The 17,743-nt window shown below is 34.4% G+C and carries 17 protein-coding genes and 1 pseudogene; 12 read left to right on the forward strand and 6 right to left on the reverse strand.

The window, feature by feature from the left end; genetic code table 11:
• Nucleotides 1-387 precede the first annotated feature (387 nt).
• Both FC97_RS09505 and FC97_RS09510 read left to right on the forward strand, forming a co-directional pair.
• Nucleotides 388-1,848 (forward strand): APC family permease, encoded by a 1,461-nt coding sequence (locus FC97_RS09505; protein WP_054643562.1) that lies wholly within the window; start codon nucleotides 388-390, stop codon nucleotides 1,846-1,848.
• A gap of 307 nt (nucleotides 1,849-2,155) precedes the next feature.
• Entirely contained in the window at nucleotides 2,156-2,404 is a 249-nt protein-coding gene (locus FC97_RS09510) for a P8 family protein (protein ID WP_025086369.1), read from the forward strand.
• A 132-nt stretch (nucleotides 2,405-2,536) separates the two neighbouring features.
• Here FC97_RS09510 and FC97_RS09515 read toward each other — a convergent pair whose 3' ends face one another.
• From FC97_RS09515 to FC97_RS09525, 3 genes are all read right to left on the reverse strand, one after another.
• Nucleotides 2,537-3,853, reverse strand: coding sequence for a hypothetical protein (locus FC97_RS09515; protein ID WP_054643563.1), 1,317 nt, complete (start codon nucleotides 3,851-3,853; stop codon nucleotides 2,537-2,539).
• Between the two features lie 189 nt (nucleotides 3,854-4,042).
• Nucleotides 4,043-4,444, reverse strand: coding sequence for a hypothetical protein (locus FC97_RS13490; protein ID WP_025086367.1), 402 nt, complete (start codon nucleotides 4,442-4,444; stop codon nucleotides 4,043-4,045).
• A 121-nt stretch (nucleotides 4,445-4,565) separates the two neighbouring features.
• Nucleotides 4,566-5,348, reverse strand: coding sequence for a helix-turn-helix domain-containing protein (locus FC97_RS09525; protein WP_158163582.1), 783 nt, complete (start codon nucleotides 5,346-5,348; stop codon nucleotides 4,566-4,568).
• Between the two features lie 747 nt (nucleotides 5,349-6,095).
• Here FC97_RS09525 and FC97_RS09530 point away from each other — a divergent pair.
• The gene (locus FC97_RS09530; RefSeq protein ID WP_054643565.1) at nucleotides 6,096-6,407 is read left to right on the forward strand and encodes a helix-turn-helix domain-containing protein; all 312 of its coding nucleotides are present in this window, start codon (nucleotides 6,096-6,098) and stop codon (nucleotides 6,405-6,407) included.
• A gap of 33 nt (nucleotides 6,408-6,440) precedes the next feature.
• Here the strand turns inward: FC97_RS09530 and FC97_RS09535 are convergent, their stop codons facing one another.
• Together FC97_RS09535 and FC97_RS09540 are read right to left on the reverse strand one after the other, a co-directional pair.
• Nucleotides 6,441-7,079, reverse strand: a complete 639-nt coding sequence (locus FC97_RS09535) for a hypothetical protein (RefSeq protein WP_056968153.1) — start codon at nucleotides 7,077-7,079, stop codon at nucleotides 6,441-6,443.
• A 500-nt stretch (nucleotides 7,080-7,579) separates the two neighbouring features.
• Nucleotides 7,580-8,455: an SLAP domain-containing protein gene (locus FC97_RS09540; RefSeq protein ID WP_054643567.1), complete on the reverse strand. Its 876-nt coding sequence runs from the start codon at nucleotides 8,453-8,455 to the stop codon at nucleotides 7,580-7,582.
• Nucleotides 8,456-8,749: 294 nt separating this feature from the next.
• Between FC97_RS09540 and FC97_RS09545 the strand changes: the two genes are divergently transcribed.
• Entirely contained in the window at nucleotides 8,750-9,406 is a 657-nt protein-coding gene (locus FC97_RS09545; protein WP_158163583.1) for a nucleotidyltransferase family protein, read from the forward strand.
• 39 nt (nucleotides 9,407-9,445) lie between these two features.
• Nucleotides 9,446-10,186: a Panacea domain-containing protein gene (locus tag FC97_RS09550; RefSeq protein WP_054643569.1), complete on the forward strand. Its 741-nt coding sequence runs from the start codon at nucleotides 9,446-9,448 to the stop codon at nucleotides 10,184-10,186.
• 97 nt (nucleotides 10,187-10,283) lie between these two features.
• Here FC97_RS09550 and FC97_RS09555 read toward each other — a convergent pair whose 3' ends face one another.
• Nucleotides 10,284-11,186 (reverse strand): hypothetical protein, encoded by a 903-nt coding sequence (locus FC97_RS09555; RefSeq protein ID WP_054643570.1) that lies wholly within the window; start codon nucleotides 11,184-11,186, stop codon nucleotides 10,284-10,286.
• Nucleotides 11,187-11,346: 160 nt separating this feature from the next.
• On the opposite strand from FC97_RS09555, the gene FC97_RS09560 reads away from it, so the two are divergent.
• The 7 genes and pseudogenes from FC97_RS09560 to FC97_RS09590 all read left to right on the forward strand — a co-directional run.
• Nucleotides 11,347-11,550: a hypothetical protein gene (locus FC97_RS09560; protein WP_054643571.1), complete on the forward strand. Its 204-nt coding sequence runs from the start codon at nucleotides 11,347-11,349 to the stop codon at nucleotides 11,548-11,550.
• A gap of 11 nt (nucleotides 11,551-11,561) precedes the next feature.
• On the forward strand, nucleotides 11,562-11,774 hold the full coding sequence (locus tag FC97_RS09565; protein WP_054643572.1) for a DUF2922 domain-containing protein: 213 nt from the start codon (nucleotides 11,562-11,564) through the stop codon (nucleotides 11,772-11,774).
• A gap of 356 nt (nucleotides 11,775-12,130) precedes the next feature.
• Nucleotides 12,131-13,633 carry a hypothetical protein gene (locus tag FC97_RS09570; RefSeq protein WP_054643573.1) on the forward strand — a complete coding sequence of 501 codons (1,503 nt, stop codon included), beginning with the start codon at nucleotides 12,131-12,133 and terminating at the stop codon, nucleotides 13,631-13,633.
• A 137-nt stretch (nucleotides 13,634-13,770) separates the two neighbouring features.
• Nucleotides 13,771-16,344 carry a sigma 54-interacting transcriptional regulator gene (locus FC97_RS09575; protein WP_225868773.1) on the forward strand — a complete coding sequence of 858 codons (2,574 nt, stop codon included), beginning with the start codon at nucleotides 13,771-13,773 and terminating at the stop codon, nucleotides 16,342-16,344.
• A gap of 132 nt (nucleotides 16,345-16,476) precedes the next feature.
• Complete coding sequence (locus FC97_RS09580; protein ID WP_025085388.1) at nucleotides 16,477-16,890, forward strand: PTS sugar transporter subunit IIA; 414 nt, start codon at nucleotides 16,477-16,479, stop codon at nucleotides 16,888-16,890.
• Between the two features lie 15 nt (nucleotides 16,891-16,905).
• Complete coding sequence (locus tag FC97_RS09585; RefSeq protein ID WP_054643575.1) at nucleotides 16,906-17,400, forward strand: PTS sugar transporter subunit IIB; 495 nt, start codon at nucleotides 16,906-16,908, stop codon at nucleotides 17,398-17,400.
• A gap of 20 nt (nucleotides 17,401-17,420) precedes the next feature.
• Nucleotides 17,421-17,687, forward strand: a pseudogene (locus FC97_RS09590) (PTS sugar transporter subunit IIC); the annotation flags it as partial.
• Nucleotides 17,688-17,743 lie beyond the last annotated feature (56 nt).

Here is a 17,743-nt window from a genome sequence, read left to right on the forward strand (position 1 = left end):
ACCCCTTTATTCTATAAAGAATATAAAATATCACGGTATTGATTATAGTTCTCTACTATTTTTATAGAATCCCAGATATGACAAACAATTCTTAATAAAAATGGAATATTTAATGCTAACAAAAGTATTAAAGAAAAAATTATATTTATGATAAAAATAAATCATTTGTATGTAATGGTATATACGAAATTAAGATGAATCTAATTTATCTAAAAAACATATGGCTAGGTTATATACTGAAAATTCAATCTTCCTAGTTTTGATACTGCTTTCAGCTTTTATAAAAATCTTGCAAGTAAATTAAAAAAACATTAAAATAAGACGAATTATATAAAATAGTAATTTGAATTATTTAATACAAGATTTCTTGTAAGAAGGGATGTTTATATGAGAAACCTTTTTAGGCGTTTAACCCTAAAAGAAGATCCAAGTATCTATGAAGATAAAGATTCACATCTAGTGAGAGTTTTAACTGTTAAGGACTTTTTGGCTTTGGGAGTGGGGACAATCGTTTCAACTTCTATCTTTACTTTGCCAGGGGTTGTAGCGGCTCAACATACGGGTCCGTCAGTTGTCTTTTCTTTTATTATTGCGGCCATTGTAGCTGGGTTAGTAGCCTTTGCTTATGCGGAAATGGCGGCAGCAATGCCATTTGCTGGTTCAGCTTATTCATGGATCAATGTTATGTTTGGAGAATTTTTCGGCTGGATTGCCGGTTGGGCACTGTTAGCGGAGTATTTTATTGCTTTAGCATTCGTTGGTTCGGGACTCTCGGCTAATTTCCGGGGACTGCTGGAACCGATTGGAATACATTTTCCCAATGCGATTGCCAATACTCTTGGCAGTAATGGTGGTGTTTTGGATTTAGTCGCTGTTATTGTAATTGCGGCCGTGGCATGGTTACTTTCTCATGGAGTTAGTGGTGCTGCTCGAGTTGAAAATATTTTAGTAGTTTTAAAAGTTTTAGCAATTTTGGCTTTTATTGTTGTTGGATTAACGGCAATTCATATTGAAAATTATGTACCATTCATTCCTAAGTACCATTTGAACAGTGACGGAACCGCTTTTGGTGGTTGGCAAGGAATTTATGCTGGTGTTTCGATGATCTTCTTGTCCTATATTGGCTTTGATTCGATTGCGGCTAATTCAGCTGAAGCTAAAGATCCAGGGAAGACGATGCCACGTGGAATCTTAGGTTCGTTGTTGATTGCAGTGACCTTGTTTATCGCTGTAGCGTTAGTTTTAGTAGGAATGTTTAAATACTCTTCATACGTTAATAATGCAGAACCTGTTGGTTGGGCTTTACGTCAAGCTGGACATCCATTGGTAGCTAGTGTAATTCAAGCCATTGCAGTTGTCGGGATGTTTACGGCGTTGATTGGTATGATGTTAGCAGGCTCACGTCTGATTTATTCCTTTGGTCGTGATGGGATGTTGCCTAAGTGGTTAGGAAAACTTAATCAAAAGAAACTTCCGAATAATGCGTTATTAGTTTTATCGATTGTCGCTATTGTTTTAGGTGCTGTCTGTCCCTTTGCTTTCTTAGCACAATTGATTTCAGCTGGTACATTGATAGCCTTCATGTTTGTTTCTTTGGGAATCTATCCCTTGAGAAAAAGAGAGGGTAAGGATATTCAAAATCCTGATTTCAAAATGCCATTTTATCCAATTTTGCCGGCTTTAGGTTTTCTAGGTTCATTGATTGTTTTCTGGGGACTAGATATTCAAGCAAAACTTTATGCAGGTGGTTGGTTTGCTATTGGTTTAGTTATTTATTTTGCTTATGGAATGAGACATTCAACATTAGGCAAAAAATCTCAAGAAAAACAAAAAGAAGCTGCCAAGTAAATGGCAACTTCTTTTTGTTTCTCGTCCCGAACGACTGTTGATCATCCAACCTATCGGATGGGCCCGAGTAATAATTTTGTATACTTAGTATAACAAGTGATCGGACAAAAATAAAGTCAAATTTCAATCGAATTTATTATACAAAATGTATAATTATAAGAATATCTTTTGAAACGTGTGGTTATCAATGCCTATAATTTAAAAAATCATGCCAATTGCAATAATTATCAAAAATAATAAACATTTAGTGTGTCACTTTTTCAGATTAGAACTATAATGAACTCGTAACTAAGGAGGTTGTTGAATTATGGCAGAAGTAGATCCATCAAAGATGGCTGATGCAGCCATTGCAAAAGAACCAGAAGTATTAAACCTAAAGATGAGCGAGGCTTTCGACTGGAGTGACGATAAGACAGTTGTTCGTGACGCTATTTGGGATTATTTCATGGAAAACAACGATCACGACACAGTTAAAGCTGAAGAAGCTGAAAAACCATTCTTGGATATGAAAGATGCAGATGTCCGTGACTGGATTGAGAAGAATCTCAAGAAATAAGCTAGTCTTTAAATTTAAATAGTACCAACCTTCCTTTAGAGTACGAGAAGCGTTCTCTAAAGGATTTTTTTATGCAAAAATTATCACGATATATATAAAATCCCACCTCTGATTTCAGAAGTGGGATTTGTGTTATTTCAAAAAGTGTTTGTAAGTATCAATATGATTTTTCCAGTAAGGAGCATTCTGCTGATTCATTAGATCGTTGAACCAAACAAATTTTACGTAAGGCACATGTTTGGTTAACTCTTTCTTACCATTGTAGTAATCAGGATCACTGACACGGATTAGGTTAGCATGGTAATTAGCGTACATTATTGACTGATAAGTATAACCACAGACAATTAATGTCACTATCAATACAAGATTGACCAAATAATTTTTTATTGGTAATTGATCTAGAGCAGATAGGACGAATTTCATTCCAATTAAATACATCAAAATATAAGATAAGAAATAACCACGGCTGTTCACGGGTGAAGAAACGAATAACAATTGTCCAGCAATAACACCGGTCAATAAGTAATAGAGCCACATTTTAGGATCATCTCTGAAGAAGACCCAAATGCAATAACCGATGAAAATCATTAATGCGATACTGACTAAACTCTCCGGTACAGCGATGCTTGCACGAACCGTTTTGTAGCCATACATCGGATTTAAATGAAAATTATTTCTGAAGAAATTATTGATAACAATGTAATAAATTAAAAAGACAACTGCAAAGATAGAAACGGCCAATTTATTTTCTGATGAAATCTTAGTTTTGATTGCTAAGACAAAGATGGCTAAGAGAATAGCTATCAAAAGAATAAGATTGAAAGTAATCAGCCAGAAGTGAGTGACTTTAGAATAAGTATCCCAAATGGTACTTAGAGTATAAGAAGTTTTACGGTAAGTACTAACCTCGTGATATCCCTTATGGGTAAACATGATAAGTGCTGAACCAATTGTTCCTAAAAAATAGGTGATATGGTAACTTTTGAGGTCTTTTTTCCAATAAGAATACCCCAAAACTAATAATCCCAGGGCTAATTGGGTGATGTTCCAAACTTCATTAAATAGACCGCCTGCCAAACCTAATAGTAGCAACAAAATAGAAACGATTGGAACAAATTTATTTGCAACACCTTTGTCGACTACGATGATATAGATTAATCCCATAACTACAGGAGGGACGTAATTTACAAAGCCGGCATTCCAACCCAGAATGTTATTAATAAAGGCATCTTGCATAGTGAAAATAAAGAGAAACGATAATAGAAGTGATGTGATGGTCTTTTTAGATAAGTACCAGATACACCACAAGAGCAGGGTCCAAAAAATTCCGTAAGCTAAAATGGCTACTGGCAATTTGTGCATGGTGACGATTTCCAAAAGATTACCTAGGTAGCGACCATTACTACTACCGCCATACGTGGCTTGGGGACCGTAGAACATGTGATTCATTAAGTATTTCCCCATTTTACCTAACCAAAAGTAATCATCGCCAGATGGAATCACTAAGAATCGAAAGGCACAGAAGTATATAAAGGAGACTCCAAACATTATTATCGTAAATATTTTTTTGAGTGTACTATTACCACTTATTTTTTTGGACATGAGGTTGATTAGATCCTATCTATAATTATTTGAAATTTATTTACTAGATGTGAAAACATTGGAAAAATCGGATGAATATTTGTTTATTGTAAATTGTTTATACTTGTCTAGACTACGATGTTTTAAGGTAAGAACTATTGTGTTATTGATAATATGATTATCAGTACGAATACAGGGTTTAATTCGGTATATCAAAGCATATTCATGTAGATTCTTCATTTTATAAACATCAATGGAAACCGTTTGGTAATTATCCCAATCAAAAGGGCCATCTTTTTGGTCAATGGCTTTTCGCGCTAACTTAGTGAACTGTTTCTTTTGGTAATCATTCAAATGATGCGTTTTGTTATTTTCCAAAACAATCTGTTTGCCAGAGAAATAGAAGTAGGGAGCTGAATAATAACTGCGATGAACCTGGGGAATAATGAAGGCTGCCAAAAGTAAAATTAGACAAAAGAATAGAACAACCTTATCCAGAAAATTATGTTTTTTAGCTTTAACTATGTTATCTTCCCCCTATACTGAATTCCTAGTACATTAAATGTACAAAATCAAAAGTCTATTTTAAATAACGTTTCTCAATTTGATTTTCTTCGGATAATAAACTTTTTATACTAAGTCGAGTTTCAACTAGTTTATCATTTAACTTATCGCGATAGTATTGTTGTACCAATTGTTTCATAGAATCAATTTGGTAGTCAGTACCGTCCCAATTTAATGTACCATCTTTTACGAATTTTTTTGCAACTTCATCAAAAGATTTTTGAGTCCATTTAGTATTTTTGGTATGAGTCGACCTTTTTTCTAATTCATGTAGTACATCCATTGCCTGTCCTTCAAAGGATAATACTTGATCAACATAGATTTTTTGAAAATATGGATTAGAGATGCGGTCGATTTCTTCTAAATTGGTTTCGTAATTGACACCTTTAGAAGTGAATATCTGAAATAAGCCTGGGTAAATCTCTTTAAATATGCGGTCTTCAACGCTAGATTCATCATCTCTTAAAACATGATCCTTTAATTTAGTGATATGTCTGACGATGACGTCATCAGGATGAAAATCGCCATTGGTTACATCGATTAATTTTTTGAAGGTGACATTTGATTTGTAACCATAGTTATTGATGATCTTTAAAACCTTATTTTCTAAAACATCCTTAAGATCACCATAGTATAGGTAGTCACTGCTGGTATTAAGTACTGTCGATAAACGGTCCATTGTCGCTTTCTTAGGAAGTCCACGACCTTTTTCCCATTCATTAATAGTGCTCTTACCACTGACACCGATAATGTCGGCTAAACCTTGCATGCTTAGATTTTTACTTTTTCGTAATTTCATCAGGCGAACACCAAAATCGGATTTTGAAATATTCATATAATTAACATCACCAATCATTTTTAATTTGGACTATTATTAGTACAACTAATGTACAAAAGGATAATAAAGTGGTATATAATATAATGTACAATTAGTTAATATCTAATATTATTAATAGTATTATTTTATTAAAGTACAGAAAAAAAGCATTTCCATAGCCCACATGACTAAGAAATGCTTCTTCCATTATTATTAGTAATAACTAATTAGAAATGTTAGTTGCAAAGTTTGGCTCGCAGGCACATGCGTTAGCAATTCTTTGATGTAGATTAATGCTAATAATTTTGAGTCTTGATTTTATATAAAAAGGCTACGGATTAACGTAGCCCGGTACGCAATTATCATAGGATTGATTTGTCAGGTGTACCAACGTTTAGTTATTTGAGGGAATAACTTACTTAATAAACTACCGCATTTATTAAGTGTATAAAAGAGTCCATCTGTGACAAATACATGAATTCATGAAGACTGTTTAAATTACTTTTTAATATTCAACTGATTCCACCCTAGAAATATATTAATAATGTAATTTTTTAGCAAGTGAGGATTATTATGTGCATTCAATTCGAAATATAATAATCACGTACTTTTTTATGATAATACTAGTACAGAATATTCGCAATATTTTTATAGTATGTATCAATTTTTAGCCGTATAGCCATATAAACAGTGAGTAGTTAGAATAATTTGAATTAAGAGGTGATGCCTATGGTTAAGCGCTTTAAGTTTATTCGTGATAAACGTAATGAAATGGGGTTAACCATAGAACAATTGGCTGACCGGGCTCATGTATCTCCAGATTTAATATCACGCTTGGAACGGGGGAATAGAGATGACGTGTCTCTTTCTCGTTTAGAGAGTATTTTAGATGCTTTGAATCTGAAATTAGGTGATGTCTTTGATCAAACTGAACTAGATGAGCAGAGTAACCAATTTGTACAGGCTTTTTATTTAATGGATAGTGAAAAGAAAAAGCAGTACGCAAAAGTTTTTATGGAGATTATAGACTTGAATAGTTGATTCAAGTCTTTTTTTTATATTTTAATCCATTGGCTATGGAGTCCATTGGGAATTATCGCCACCATCAGGAGCAGCCATATTTGAATATTTACCAGTAAGATTTCCATTCACATCGTAAAAGTCACCGTTGGGTTTAACTACTGTTACGATTGGGTTATTTAGATTATTCAAATAGACGTGATAACCATCTGGCTTAGCTTCAACACTAAATGATGCAGGAGAAGCTCCACCATTAGCGTGTGCAACTAAACTTCTAGCTTGGTCTGCAGTAGTGATAACTGTGGCTGCCTGCTGATTTGTAGTTGCTTGTTGATTGTTGTTAGAAGCAGCTGTGCTTTGGCTTTGACCCTGATTAGTATTTTGAGTTTGTTTGGAACTCTGCTGGTTATTTGAATTTGATATTGTATTTTGGTTGTTAGTGGATGAATTTGCTTGTTGATTTTGTTGTGTCTCATCATTGTTGGAAGTGGATGCTTCCGCTTTTGATGAGGCCTTTTTTTTCGAAACTTTTTTCTTAGAAGAACTCTTCTTAGCTTTTTTGTGTGATTCTGTTTTAACAGTTGAATCCCTTGAGCTAGAAGAACTTTGACTGTTGTTAGAACAGCCTCCAAGTACTAATACGGATGTTACCAATAAAAGACTACTCAATATTTTGAAGGTAGTATGCTTCATGCTGCTATTTCTCCCTATATCTAAATTTTGAAATAAATCTTAATACCGGTTCCATTGATCACCACCTTAACTCGTACAAGTTATTATTTTATGGCTGATACAGAATATTAGCAACAAATTATATTTATAAATAGTTTTATTGCTACAATATGAATTTAATAAAAAGTCTCTTAGACGAAAGTTCTTTGTCAGGAGACCGTCCATATATAGTTTTAAATGATGTTTGTATTATATTTGTAATAATTCTGTAACATTATTGTAGCATTTACGTAATAATTAGCAATATCAAATATAAAAAATATTGGTTTAGTTAATTTTGGACGTAAAAAAAGGGCCTCCATTCTTTTGGAGGCCCACTATATCAGGGAGGTGATTATATTAGTTTGTTTATTTATATATATTATAAGTTAGTATTCAATATTCTTGTTTACCAACTACTATATTAGATTATAAATGTGAAGAAAGTGTGAAATATACAAATATTAATATAATTGTCCTGATTATTGTGTAACAGATGTTGCAAACTCAGGTTCACTACTTACATTATTTCCAGCGTCATTTTGATTTAAATGCATGTTTGAACTTTGTGCCCATTCATTAGTTGATACTTGATAGAAGGTATGGCCATATTTATTTTGAACCATTTGACCAATTTTCCAATTAGTTCCCTCAGGCAATTGACGGTCTGAGAAAGAGTCCATTGAAGTATCGTATAAATCAGCGGGACCATTAACAACAGTACCAACTACTGGTTGCTGTTGCTGTGTGGTAGTTGAAGCAGCATTGGTTGTAGCGTTATTTGTAGTGTAACTTTGATTAGGTTCAGTTACTTGAATGTTCAAGTCATTAGCAGCGACCCATTCATTAGTAGCAACTTGCAAATAAACATTTCCATTAACATTTATGGATGCACCAAGTTTCCAATTAGTTCCAGCTGGTAAAGTTACCCCAGTAATAGCTTGGCCTTGACTGTTAACTACAGCAGAAGCCCACTTTGTCGTTCCAACTTTAGTGGCGTTAACATCAATTTGATTGCTAGTGTCTGAACTAAGATTAGTTACTTGATTGGATGAATTACTGATATCAATACTATCAGCAGCGATCCACTCGTTAGTAGCAACTTGATAATAAGTAATGCCATTGATTTGAGTTGAAGGACCAAGTTTCCAAGAGCTGAAGTTAGGAAGGTAAGTACTTGTAATAGTTTGACCCTGATTGTTAACCAGAATACCGCTACCACGACGAACAGTACCAATCAATCCGCTTTCTGTTGATGTTTCTGCCGCACTCACGTCTTGAGGCGACAAATTAGACAGAACAGTTGGGGCAATTAATAATGCCAGTGCTGAGCCGAGTAGAACTTTATTCTTTTTCATCTTTTAAACCTCCTCGTCTTATTTTGCGGTTCATAGTAAACCTATAATGCAATCAGATTTTAATCAATACGTTTAAAAAACTGTTAAGGGAAACGTTACGTTTTCTTTAGAATTAGCTCAATATTTTTGTAATATATTTGTAATAAATGAATTAATATACGATAACTCATTAAATGAATATAAACTTTAATCAGAAAATTTTTATGATGGAGGCTTTTGTATACATTGTTGTACTACCTTCATATTTATAATAAAATGGTAGCACTGTTAATTCTTAGAAGGGATTTTTATAATGTGTCTTTAGAAAATGATTTAGAATCAGCAATTCTTAAGATAAATGTGTTTTACAACAAATTATCAACAGAATATACTGGCGAAATATTTAATTTTAGAAAAGAAAAAGTGAAAAATGTTATTGACGATGATTCAATCATTAAAGATACATATCAGAATATTTTTGACAATTATAGGCAATTTTTAATAGATAACCAATTATCACTGTATACTTTGAATTTTGACTTAGAGAATATGTTCGATGCCAATGATTTATACAAAATCAATGAAAGAATTAAAGCAGCAAATTCTATATATGAGAAGCTTCGTAGGTATTGTGATAAAAAAGAAAAGGGAGATATTTCTCTTAATAAATGTCTTAATGATTTTTTTGGAATTAGAATGATTTTTACAGATTTGATAGAAAATGAACAAAATATTTTAAAAACATTGGAAGAGCTTAAAAAAAGTGGCATCATAAGAAAATATTATATTCGTAATGATGGTGCGTATAGTGGTATTCATATTACTTTAAATGGTAATGATAATTTGAGATTCCCATGGGAATTGCAGTTATGGGATAAATCAAAATTTGAATCAAACATGAATGCCCATGAACTACACAAAGAAATGACAAAATATACTAATATCCCCAGACGTTACTTTACTAAAATGTAGTTCCAGATGTTAAAATATGAAATGAGGAGGTGAGGGTTTATGTACAAACACTTTATAATTATTTCTGATAGTTACCAAAAAGGATCCAGAATTGGATATAAAGAAACAGAAATAAGTACAGACAGAAGTTTATTGCATAAGATTTTGGAAATTAAGGATAATTTAAAGGAGAATGACATTGCTTCTTATTCAACTCACTTAATTGAGACCGATAAGCCTTCTTGGAAATCGATAATTGATTCCGATCCCTTCTTTAAGGATATTCTGACGTTGGACGATATAGATGAGTTTATTGAATATTCTAAAGACAGGATAACCTCAAAGGATATTGCGGAATATGTTTCCGAACGTTTCTCACTTACAACATTACCAACGATGAAAATTGTTTATTATATATATTCTGATTTTCTTACGACGTATAAAAAACCGCTATTCAAAAATAACTTTGTTGCATTTAAATATGGGCCTGTTGATAAAGAACTTTGGAAAGAGTACAGATATATGGACGAGAAGAAAATAGTTCCCGTTTTTAAAAATAAAGATTCCATTTCACCTGTAATAAGTAAGCTTATCAAGTCAGGGGAATATGGACACATTAAACATATATTTGATTCTTTAATAAAAAATGAGAAGGTCTTAGGAGATCCATTCTTTTTAAAAGAGTTAACACATCGGGATGGCACCCCTTGGAGTAATGTCTATGAACCAGGTAAAAACAATGCGATAACAGATGACATAATTATAAAATATCATCCTCTTGAAAAAGAATCATTAAGCTGATCTTGGATGAATAAAAATACAGAAAAGGGAGCTCAGAAATCGATTGATTTCTAAGCCCCCTTTTTTAGTAACCATATTTCTGGACAATATAGAACTCCTATTGAATCTTACCATCAGATTCTCTAACGGTTGAACGTCCGTCTTTAGCAGCGTTCTTAATAGCACGAACAATATCATTGTCACTCCAAGCATCAATGTTCTTAACACCAGAATCAGTTAATTGTTGTCTAGCTTTGGCGATGTCGGAATCAGTAATGGTTTTACCATCGACCTCTTTCTTTTCAACATCGAAGTCGCCACCTTTAGCAGCTGGATTGTTGCTTTGGTCGGCTGATGAGTCAGCACTACTATTATCAGTAGAATTGTTGTTGTCAGTTGTAGTTGTTGTAGAACTATCATTATTAGTATTACTGTCAGTATCGGTACTGTCTTTAGTGTCAGTAGGTAATGACTTGAGTAGGGTATTGGCTTGTGTGTAAAGATCTGAATAATACTTACCCTTAATACCCTTGAATGTTGTGATTTGTTCTAGTAATGCTTTAGCTTGATCATTAGCGCCTTGTTTGATTAATTCTTTAGCATTTTTGATATCAGCCTTGAAGTTACTACGATTGAATTGAATCTTCTTTACTTGTTTAGTTAATTTCTTGGCTCTGGAAATCATCTTCTTGTTTCCGTTATCTTGATCTGTAACTTTATTCAAAGCTGATCTGGCAGAGTCAAATTTACGTTGGCTCATAAATCTCTTCGCCTTGACCAAGTTTTGAGCTTGGATCTTTGAGTCATGTGCTTTGTCAGTTTTTTTCGCCTTAATTGCTGAATCAAAGTGATCAGCGGCCTTTGAATATTCTTTATCGTCTACGGCATCGTTACCTTTAGTCATTTCTGTCTTGTAAGTATCACTACTATTATTAGACTTAGATGCTGAAGAGTTGCCGTTACTGCAGCCGGCTAGCAATAGTGCTACCCCTGTTGTTGCTAGTAATAAAGCTTTTTTCATTTTTGAAATTCCTCCATATAAGTGCTGGTTGAATTATAACATGTTGGGAAAAATTTCAAAAAAGATTTCCGTTTTGGATACTTTCAAACGTTATTATCTGTGTAAGTTACTTAAACCGGCCGGTTAGTTCTTACAAAATATAAAAAAGAGGTAATTAATAATGTGGAAGAAAACAGCAATCGTCGTAACAATGGCAAACGGAAAGTATCCCAAAGGTAAGAGAGCAATTAACTTCAATAATATAGTAGAAAACCCAACTCAAGGGCAAATTGATCTCTTCACGCAAGGACTAGTTCTACTATCAGATGGCGATGCACTTTACGGAACAGAAGTAATTAAACACAATACAATGGATGCAGAATAGGGGCGTAAATTATGAAAAGATTACAATTGAAGTTTAAAACAGCAGATGGCCACAGCAAGAATTTAGTTTTGAGTTATGTTAAAGCTGATTTAGATCCGGAGACAGTCAAGACAGCGATGGACAAAATTAGTGCCAGTAAGCTATTTGAAAAAGGTGCTATTCAACTTTATCGAGAAATCACTGGTGCCAAGTATGTTGAACGTGTTGAGAACAAGGTATTCTAAGCCTTTTCAGATTCTAGTAAAAATTATTAAAATATTTAAGGTATAAACCTTGAGCCTACGTCTTATTTAGAATAGAATAAGAGTAGGCTCTTTTGGGTTAACAAAATTAATCTAGTCATTGTTTAAGCGTTGATTACATGACAATTAGAGTTTTTTTCTTTGAAAAAATTCAATTTTGATTGTAAATGTGTATGAAATGTTACAAAATCGTGATATTTAATACAGAAATGTTACAAAAACAGTGACTTTTTAAATTTCAGTTGATTCACAAGCCAGAGTTTCATATAATGGTTGTCAGTGGGATAGCCCACGACAATTAAAATAATAAATTCTTGTAGTCCAGGGGAGGATTAACATTGAAAAAATCTATTAAATACGCAGGAATCGCTGCTGCCACACTTCTAGCTGTTGCACCAGTTGCTGCTCCTGTAGTTTCACAAGCTGCTGATAGTACTGTTGCTACAACACCAGATTATAACAAGCAACAAAACTCAGCTGACGCTTTTAAAGCATCATTAAATACAGAAACTGCTGCTTCAAACTTAGTTAGTGGTACATCTGTTAAGGGTGTTTCAGTTGAACAAGGTTCAATGAAAATTGATGCCTTTAATACTGCAGAAGCTGGCCTAGTTAAGGCTGCTATTGGTACTACTGATATCAACAATATTGGTGATTCAGCTAAGGTTACTGTTTCAGCTAAGACTGTTAAGGGTGCTGCTATTAACACTGATTATGATCTTGGTAAGATCCTTGCTGATTCAACTCAACCAGAAGTTGAATTCACAGTTACATTGAGCTTCACAAATACTAATGGTAAAGCTGATTCAAGAACTGCTACTGTTAAAGCTACAAAGAAGTCAACTGTTGCTAAAGACGATATGACTTCAGCAAAGGCAACATTTACAACACCATTATCAGTTGCTTTGAACACAACAGTTACAAGTTCAACTCTTGATGCAAGTAACGATGCTAAGATTGTTGACCAAAATGGTAACTCTGTATTGACAGATGGTAGTAAAGTTAAAGCTGGTACAAGCTTCTTCACAACATACAGCAATGCTATCGAAGCTGCTAAAGCTGGTAACGAAGACAGTGATGCTGCTGGCGTTGCTTCTAGTGTAAAGGCTGATACTAACGTTGAACCAAACGGTACAAAGGTATTTACAAAGGCCGGTACATATTATCAAGTAATTACATTTACTGGTGCTACTGGTACAGCTTTGAACCAATTCGTTAAGAATTACAACCTTGACCCATCAACATACTCAGTTTATGTAAATGGTTCACAAGCTTCAGCTGGTTACGACTTTGTTGCTGATACAACAGATGCTGCTAACACAACACTTAAGTTTGTTCGTGCTATTAATGTTTCAAACACAACTGATCAATGGACAACAACAGATACTACAGGTGTTGTTACAACAAAGACTGCAAGCAACTACTACACACTAAAGAATGATAGCAACCAAACAATTGCTAACCGTGCTTTAGGTGCAAACACACCTTGGAGAACTGACAAAGTTCGTACAAACCAAGACGGTGTAAAACAATACCGTGTTGCTACTGGCGAATGGATCGATGCTGACAATGTTGTTTACTCAAATGGTAACAACAACAGTAACAATGGTTCAGGCTTGACAGATATCAAGACTGTTTCAGGTGTTGCTACTTTGACAAAGGCCAAGGGTTACTACATGGCATTGTTCAACGATGAAGGAAAGGCTTATGATAACAAATATCTTGGCTCACCTTCAGCATGGAGAGTAGACAGAACTGCTAAGGGTGCCGATGGTAATACTTACTACCGTGTTGCTACTAGCGAATGGCTACAAGCCGGTGAAGGCGTTTCATTCAAATAATTTTTAATTATTGAATATTAAGAGAACTCGCGTGTGCGAGTTCTTTTTTTATGCCATTTTTGGAAAGCGGTTGCATGTACTCCTCAGTATTATAAAATTAATATATTAACAATTTCACCGACAATGGGGGCATAATTGTGGAATCGAAATATGAGGTATTAACGAAGTTAAATGATTTGAATTACAGTCACTCGTTGCCAATTAATACTAGTGATTTATCCCAACAGGTTAATCTTAGTCGTTCAGTCACTAGTCACTACTTGAATCAACTACTAGAGGATGGATTGGTTGTTAAACTAGAAGGTCGGCCGGTTCTATGGAATCTGACTGAATCGAAAACTAATAAAGAGGTTTTACCATTCAATGATTTTATCGGATCGAATGGTAGTCTGAAAAATGTTGTTTCCCAATGTGAGGCGGCGGTAAATTATCCACCTAATGGGTTGAGTATTATCATTACGGGAAATAGTGGCGTTGGAAAGAGTTTTTTAGCTAAACAGATCTACAATTATGCAGTTACTTCAAAATCAATCTCTAGCAATGCACCATTTCTAACTTTGAATTGTGCTGACTATGCTAATAATCCGGAATTACTTTCGAGTATTCTATTTGGATATGTCCGAGGAGCCTTCACAGGTGCTAATGATGATAAGAGTGGTTTGCTGGAACAAGCTGATGGTGGTTATCTCTTCCTTGATGAAGTCCATCGATTATCAAGTGAGAACCAGGAGAAACTTTTCAGTTTCATCGATAGCGGTTCTTTCATGCGGATGGGTGAAAATAAGCAAACTAAGACTTCGAAAGTTCGTTTCTTGTTTGCCACTACGGAAAAAACGGACGACGTTTTGTTGGAAACTTTCCGTCGACGAATTTCAATTGCGGTTCACTTACCGGATTACCATAATCGACCAAGGAATGAACGTTTAAGCTTAATCTATTCGATTTTTTATCATGAAGCGCAAAAGATGCAAAAACCACTAAGAATTGACGATGGTGTAATTGAATCATTGATCAATTTGAAGTCGGATGGAAATATCGGTCGTTTGAAAAATATCATCAAAGTCAGTTGTGCTAATGCTTATAAAGATCAAGGGCTTAATGATGAAATCAAAATTCAATCTGATGCAGTTATTCTCAAACAGAAATCCTCCGATACAGGTAATTTCGTAGATATAGACCCGACACACGAATATAATTTTTCTGAAGTCTCAATTGGAGATTCATACCAGAAGAAAATAGAGAAGATTATCAATGATTTAAGTTCTTCGGAGGTTAATTCATTCCAATTTCAAAATAAGAAGGCTATTCACGATATTGAAAAGCTAGAGAAATCAGTGAAAATTAATGAACTAGATCAACCAACTTTTCTGAAATTTCAAAAACAAATGGAAAAAGTAGTTGAACGTCGTTTTGGTATTAAAGATATTGCTGATATTAGTTCAATTATTTTTAAACTTTATCGTTCTAATTTCACTCTGCCTGTGGAAAGCTTGGATAAACTTGATAAAAAATTACAGAGCCTTTGTCCACGATCGGTTCATGTGGCTGATTGTTTCTTTAGAAGCTTCCATTATCAGTTAACGGCAAAGTATCATTCATTAGGAATTGTATTAGCAATTTTATTGAGTGATCACGTTGATGAGTCAATAAAACTAAGAGGCCTGTTATTGGCACATGGGGAATATACTGCTACTAGTATTCAAGCAGTAGTCAATCAACTTTGTGGAAATTATATTTTTGATGCGATCGATATGCCGATTGATACGGGATTGGCTGATATTGTTCAGAAAACTAAGACACTGTTTGACTCTTACGATACTTCGAACGGTACAGTGATGATCGTTGATATGGGATCGCTCAATCAGCTTTATTCGGAAATCAAGAATCATCTTAATGGTGATTTATTGGTTGTTGATAATCTAACCACGGCGACGGCTTTGGATGTGGCCTTAAAAATTCAAAGTAAGGAAAAATTTAAAGCAATCGCAGCCGCGGCCGAAAGTGAATATGAAATTCATAGTCAGTATTATTCGGGCTATTCAAATAAGAAGAACATTATCATTTCTTGTATCTCTGGTTTGGGAATATCGGAGAAAATCAAAGAGACAATGTTGCCATATTTTCCTAAGGATATTCAAATCAATACGCTTGATTACTATGATTTAAAGAAGAATATCCATCAGAATGACAATCATTATTTTGATACAACTTTGTTTGTTTTGACGACGACTAGTTTACCGGATGATTTTAATATTCCTAATATCAATATTTATGACTTGCTGGATGCTAAGGGTGAACAGAAGTTGACCAAATTATTAACGCCTTATTTGAAAGCTGATGCGATTGATGATTTGAATCAGGAATTATTACGTTTCTTCTCGATTGAAGGGGTCAGTGAACGTTTGAGTTTCTTGAATCCAAAGATCATCATCAAAGAGGTTGAAACGGTCATTTATAAGTATGAGAGTTACTATAATCTCAAGTTGGACGGAAAAGTTAAGCTTAATCTTTATATGCATATTGCCTTAATGATCGAACGTTTGATGGTTCGTAAATCGCAGAAGATGCCGGAAATTAAGCCAACTGAAGATGAACAAGAATTCATTTCAATTTCCAAGAGTATCTTCCAACCTTTGGAATTAAAGTACAATGTGGAAGTTAACGACTATGAATTATCACTGATGTATGAAGTGTTCAAGCAACTGTTTTAGTGTTCAAAATCAAAGAGAGCTAGTGTTTAAGATTAAACACTAGCTCTCTTTTTGTCGTTAGAACAGGCTTTTAAAAAGTTGGCATGAAACTTGCTTATATAAAGGTGAAGACAAAACAAGGAGTAAGGGGATATGAATAAAATTTTAATCGCAAGTCATGGTCATTTAGCCAGTGGCGTTCAGAGCTCATTGGAAATATTAACAGGTATGGGGAATAAGGTCACAGTAATCGATGCTTATGTTGATGATCACGACTATGTGCCAGATATTAAAAAGTTTATTGACGAGCTAGATGGTCAAACGGGAATTATTTTCACTGATTTATTTGGAGGAAGTGTAAATCAAAAGGTCATGCTTGAAGTTGCTGACCACGAAAATGTTTTTGTGATTACTGGCACGAATTTACCAATTGTTTTGTCAGTTGTTTTGGAAGGAGAAGAAATAACCAAAGCAAAACTGGAAGAATTGATTGCGGCTAGCCAAGTACAGTTAGTTGAAGAACCCAAAGATGATACAGATTTGTCGGATGACAGTTTTTTAGAATAATTGGAGGAAAAAATTATGATTGCACAATTAAGAGTAGATGATCGTTTAATTCACGGACAGGTAGCCCTAGTTTGGACTAAGGAATTGGATACACCAGGAATCGTCGTTGCTAACGACAATGCAGCCAGTAACGAAATGGTTCAGATGACTTTGAAGATGGCTACACCAACAGGTAAAAAACTTTTGATCAGATCAGTTGATGATGCCATTAAAGTTTTCAACAATCCTAAGGGTAAAGGAATGCGTATGTTTGCTTTAACTAACAACGTAACTGATGCTTTGAAGATTGCTCAAAATGTTTCTGATATTGATGGTATTAATGTAGCAAACGTTGGTCGTTTTGCTGATAAATCAGAAGGTGAAACTCATCAAGTTGGTAGTACGTTGATGTTGAGTGACAAGGAATTGGCAGCTTTGAAAGAATTAACTAAACTAGATATTCCAGTCTTTCAACAAGTTGTTCCAAGTAATCCTAAGTCTTCCATTGCTTCAATGCTTAAAAATAAATAAGGCCTGAGGGGGAAATAATTATGTATAAAGAAGCGTTTCTAGCCGCTTTGACCGTTTTCGTTTGTTACGGTGGAAATTGGTTATTCGGTCAAACAATGATTGAACGTCCACTAGTTGTTGGATGTATTGCTGGTATTATTTTTGGAGATATGCGCGCCGGAATTATCATGGGGGCTTCACTGGAAGCTATCTTCATGGGAGCTGTTGATATCGGTGGTGCTTTATCAGCCGAACCAGTTACCGCTACTGTTTTAGCCACAACATTTTCAATTGTATTGAATGTTAATGGCAGATTGTAAAATTTAAGTTGAACATTTAAGTGGACAGAAAAACCCATCAAGGT

This window comes from Companilactobacillus kimchii DSM 13961 = JCM 10707 (assembly GCF_001435445.1).
GTDB classification, from domain to species: domain Bacteria; phylum Bacillota; class Bacilli; order Lactobacillales; family Lactobacillaceae; genus Companilactobacillus; species Companilactobacillus kimchii.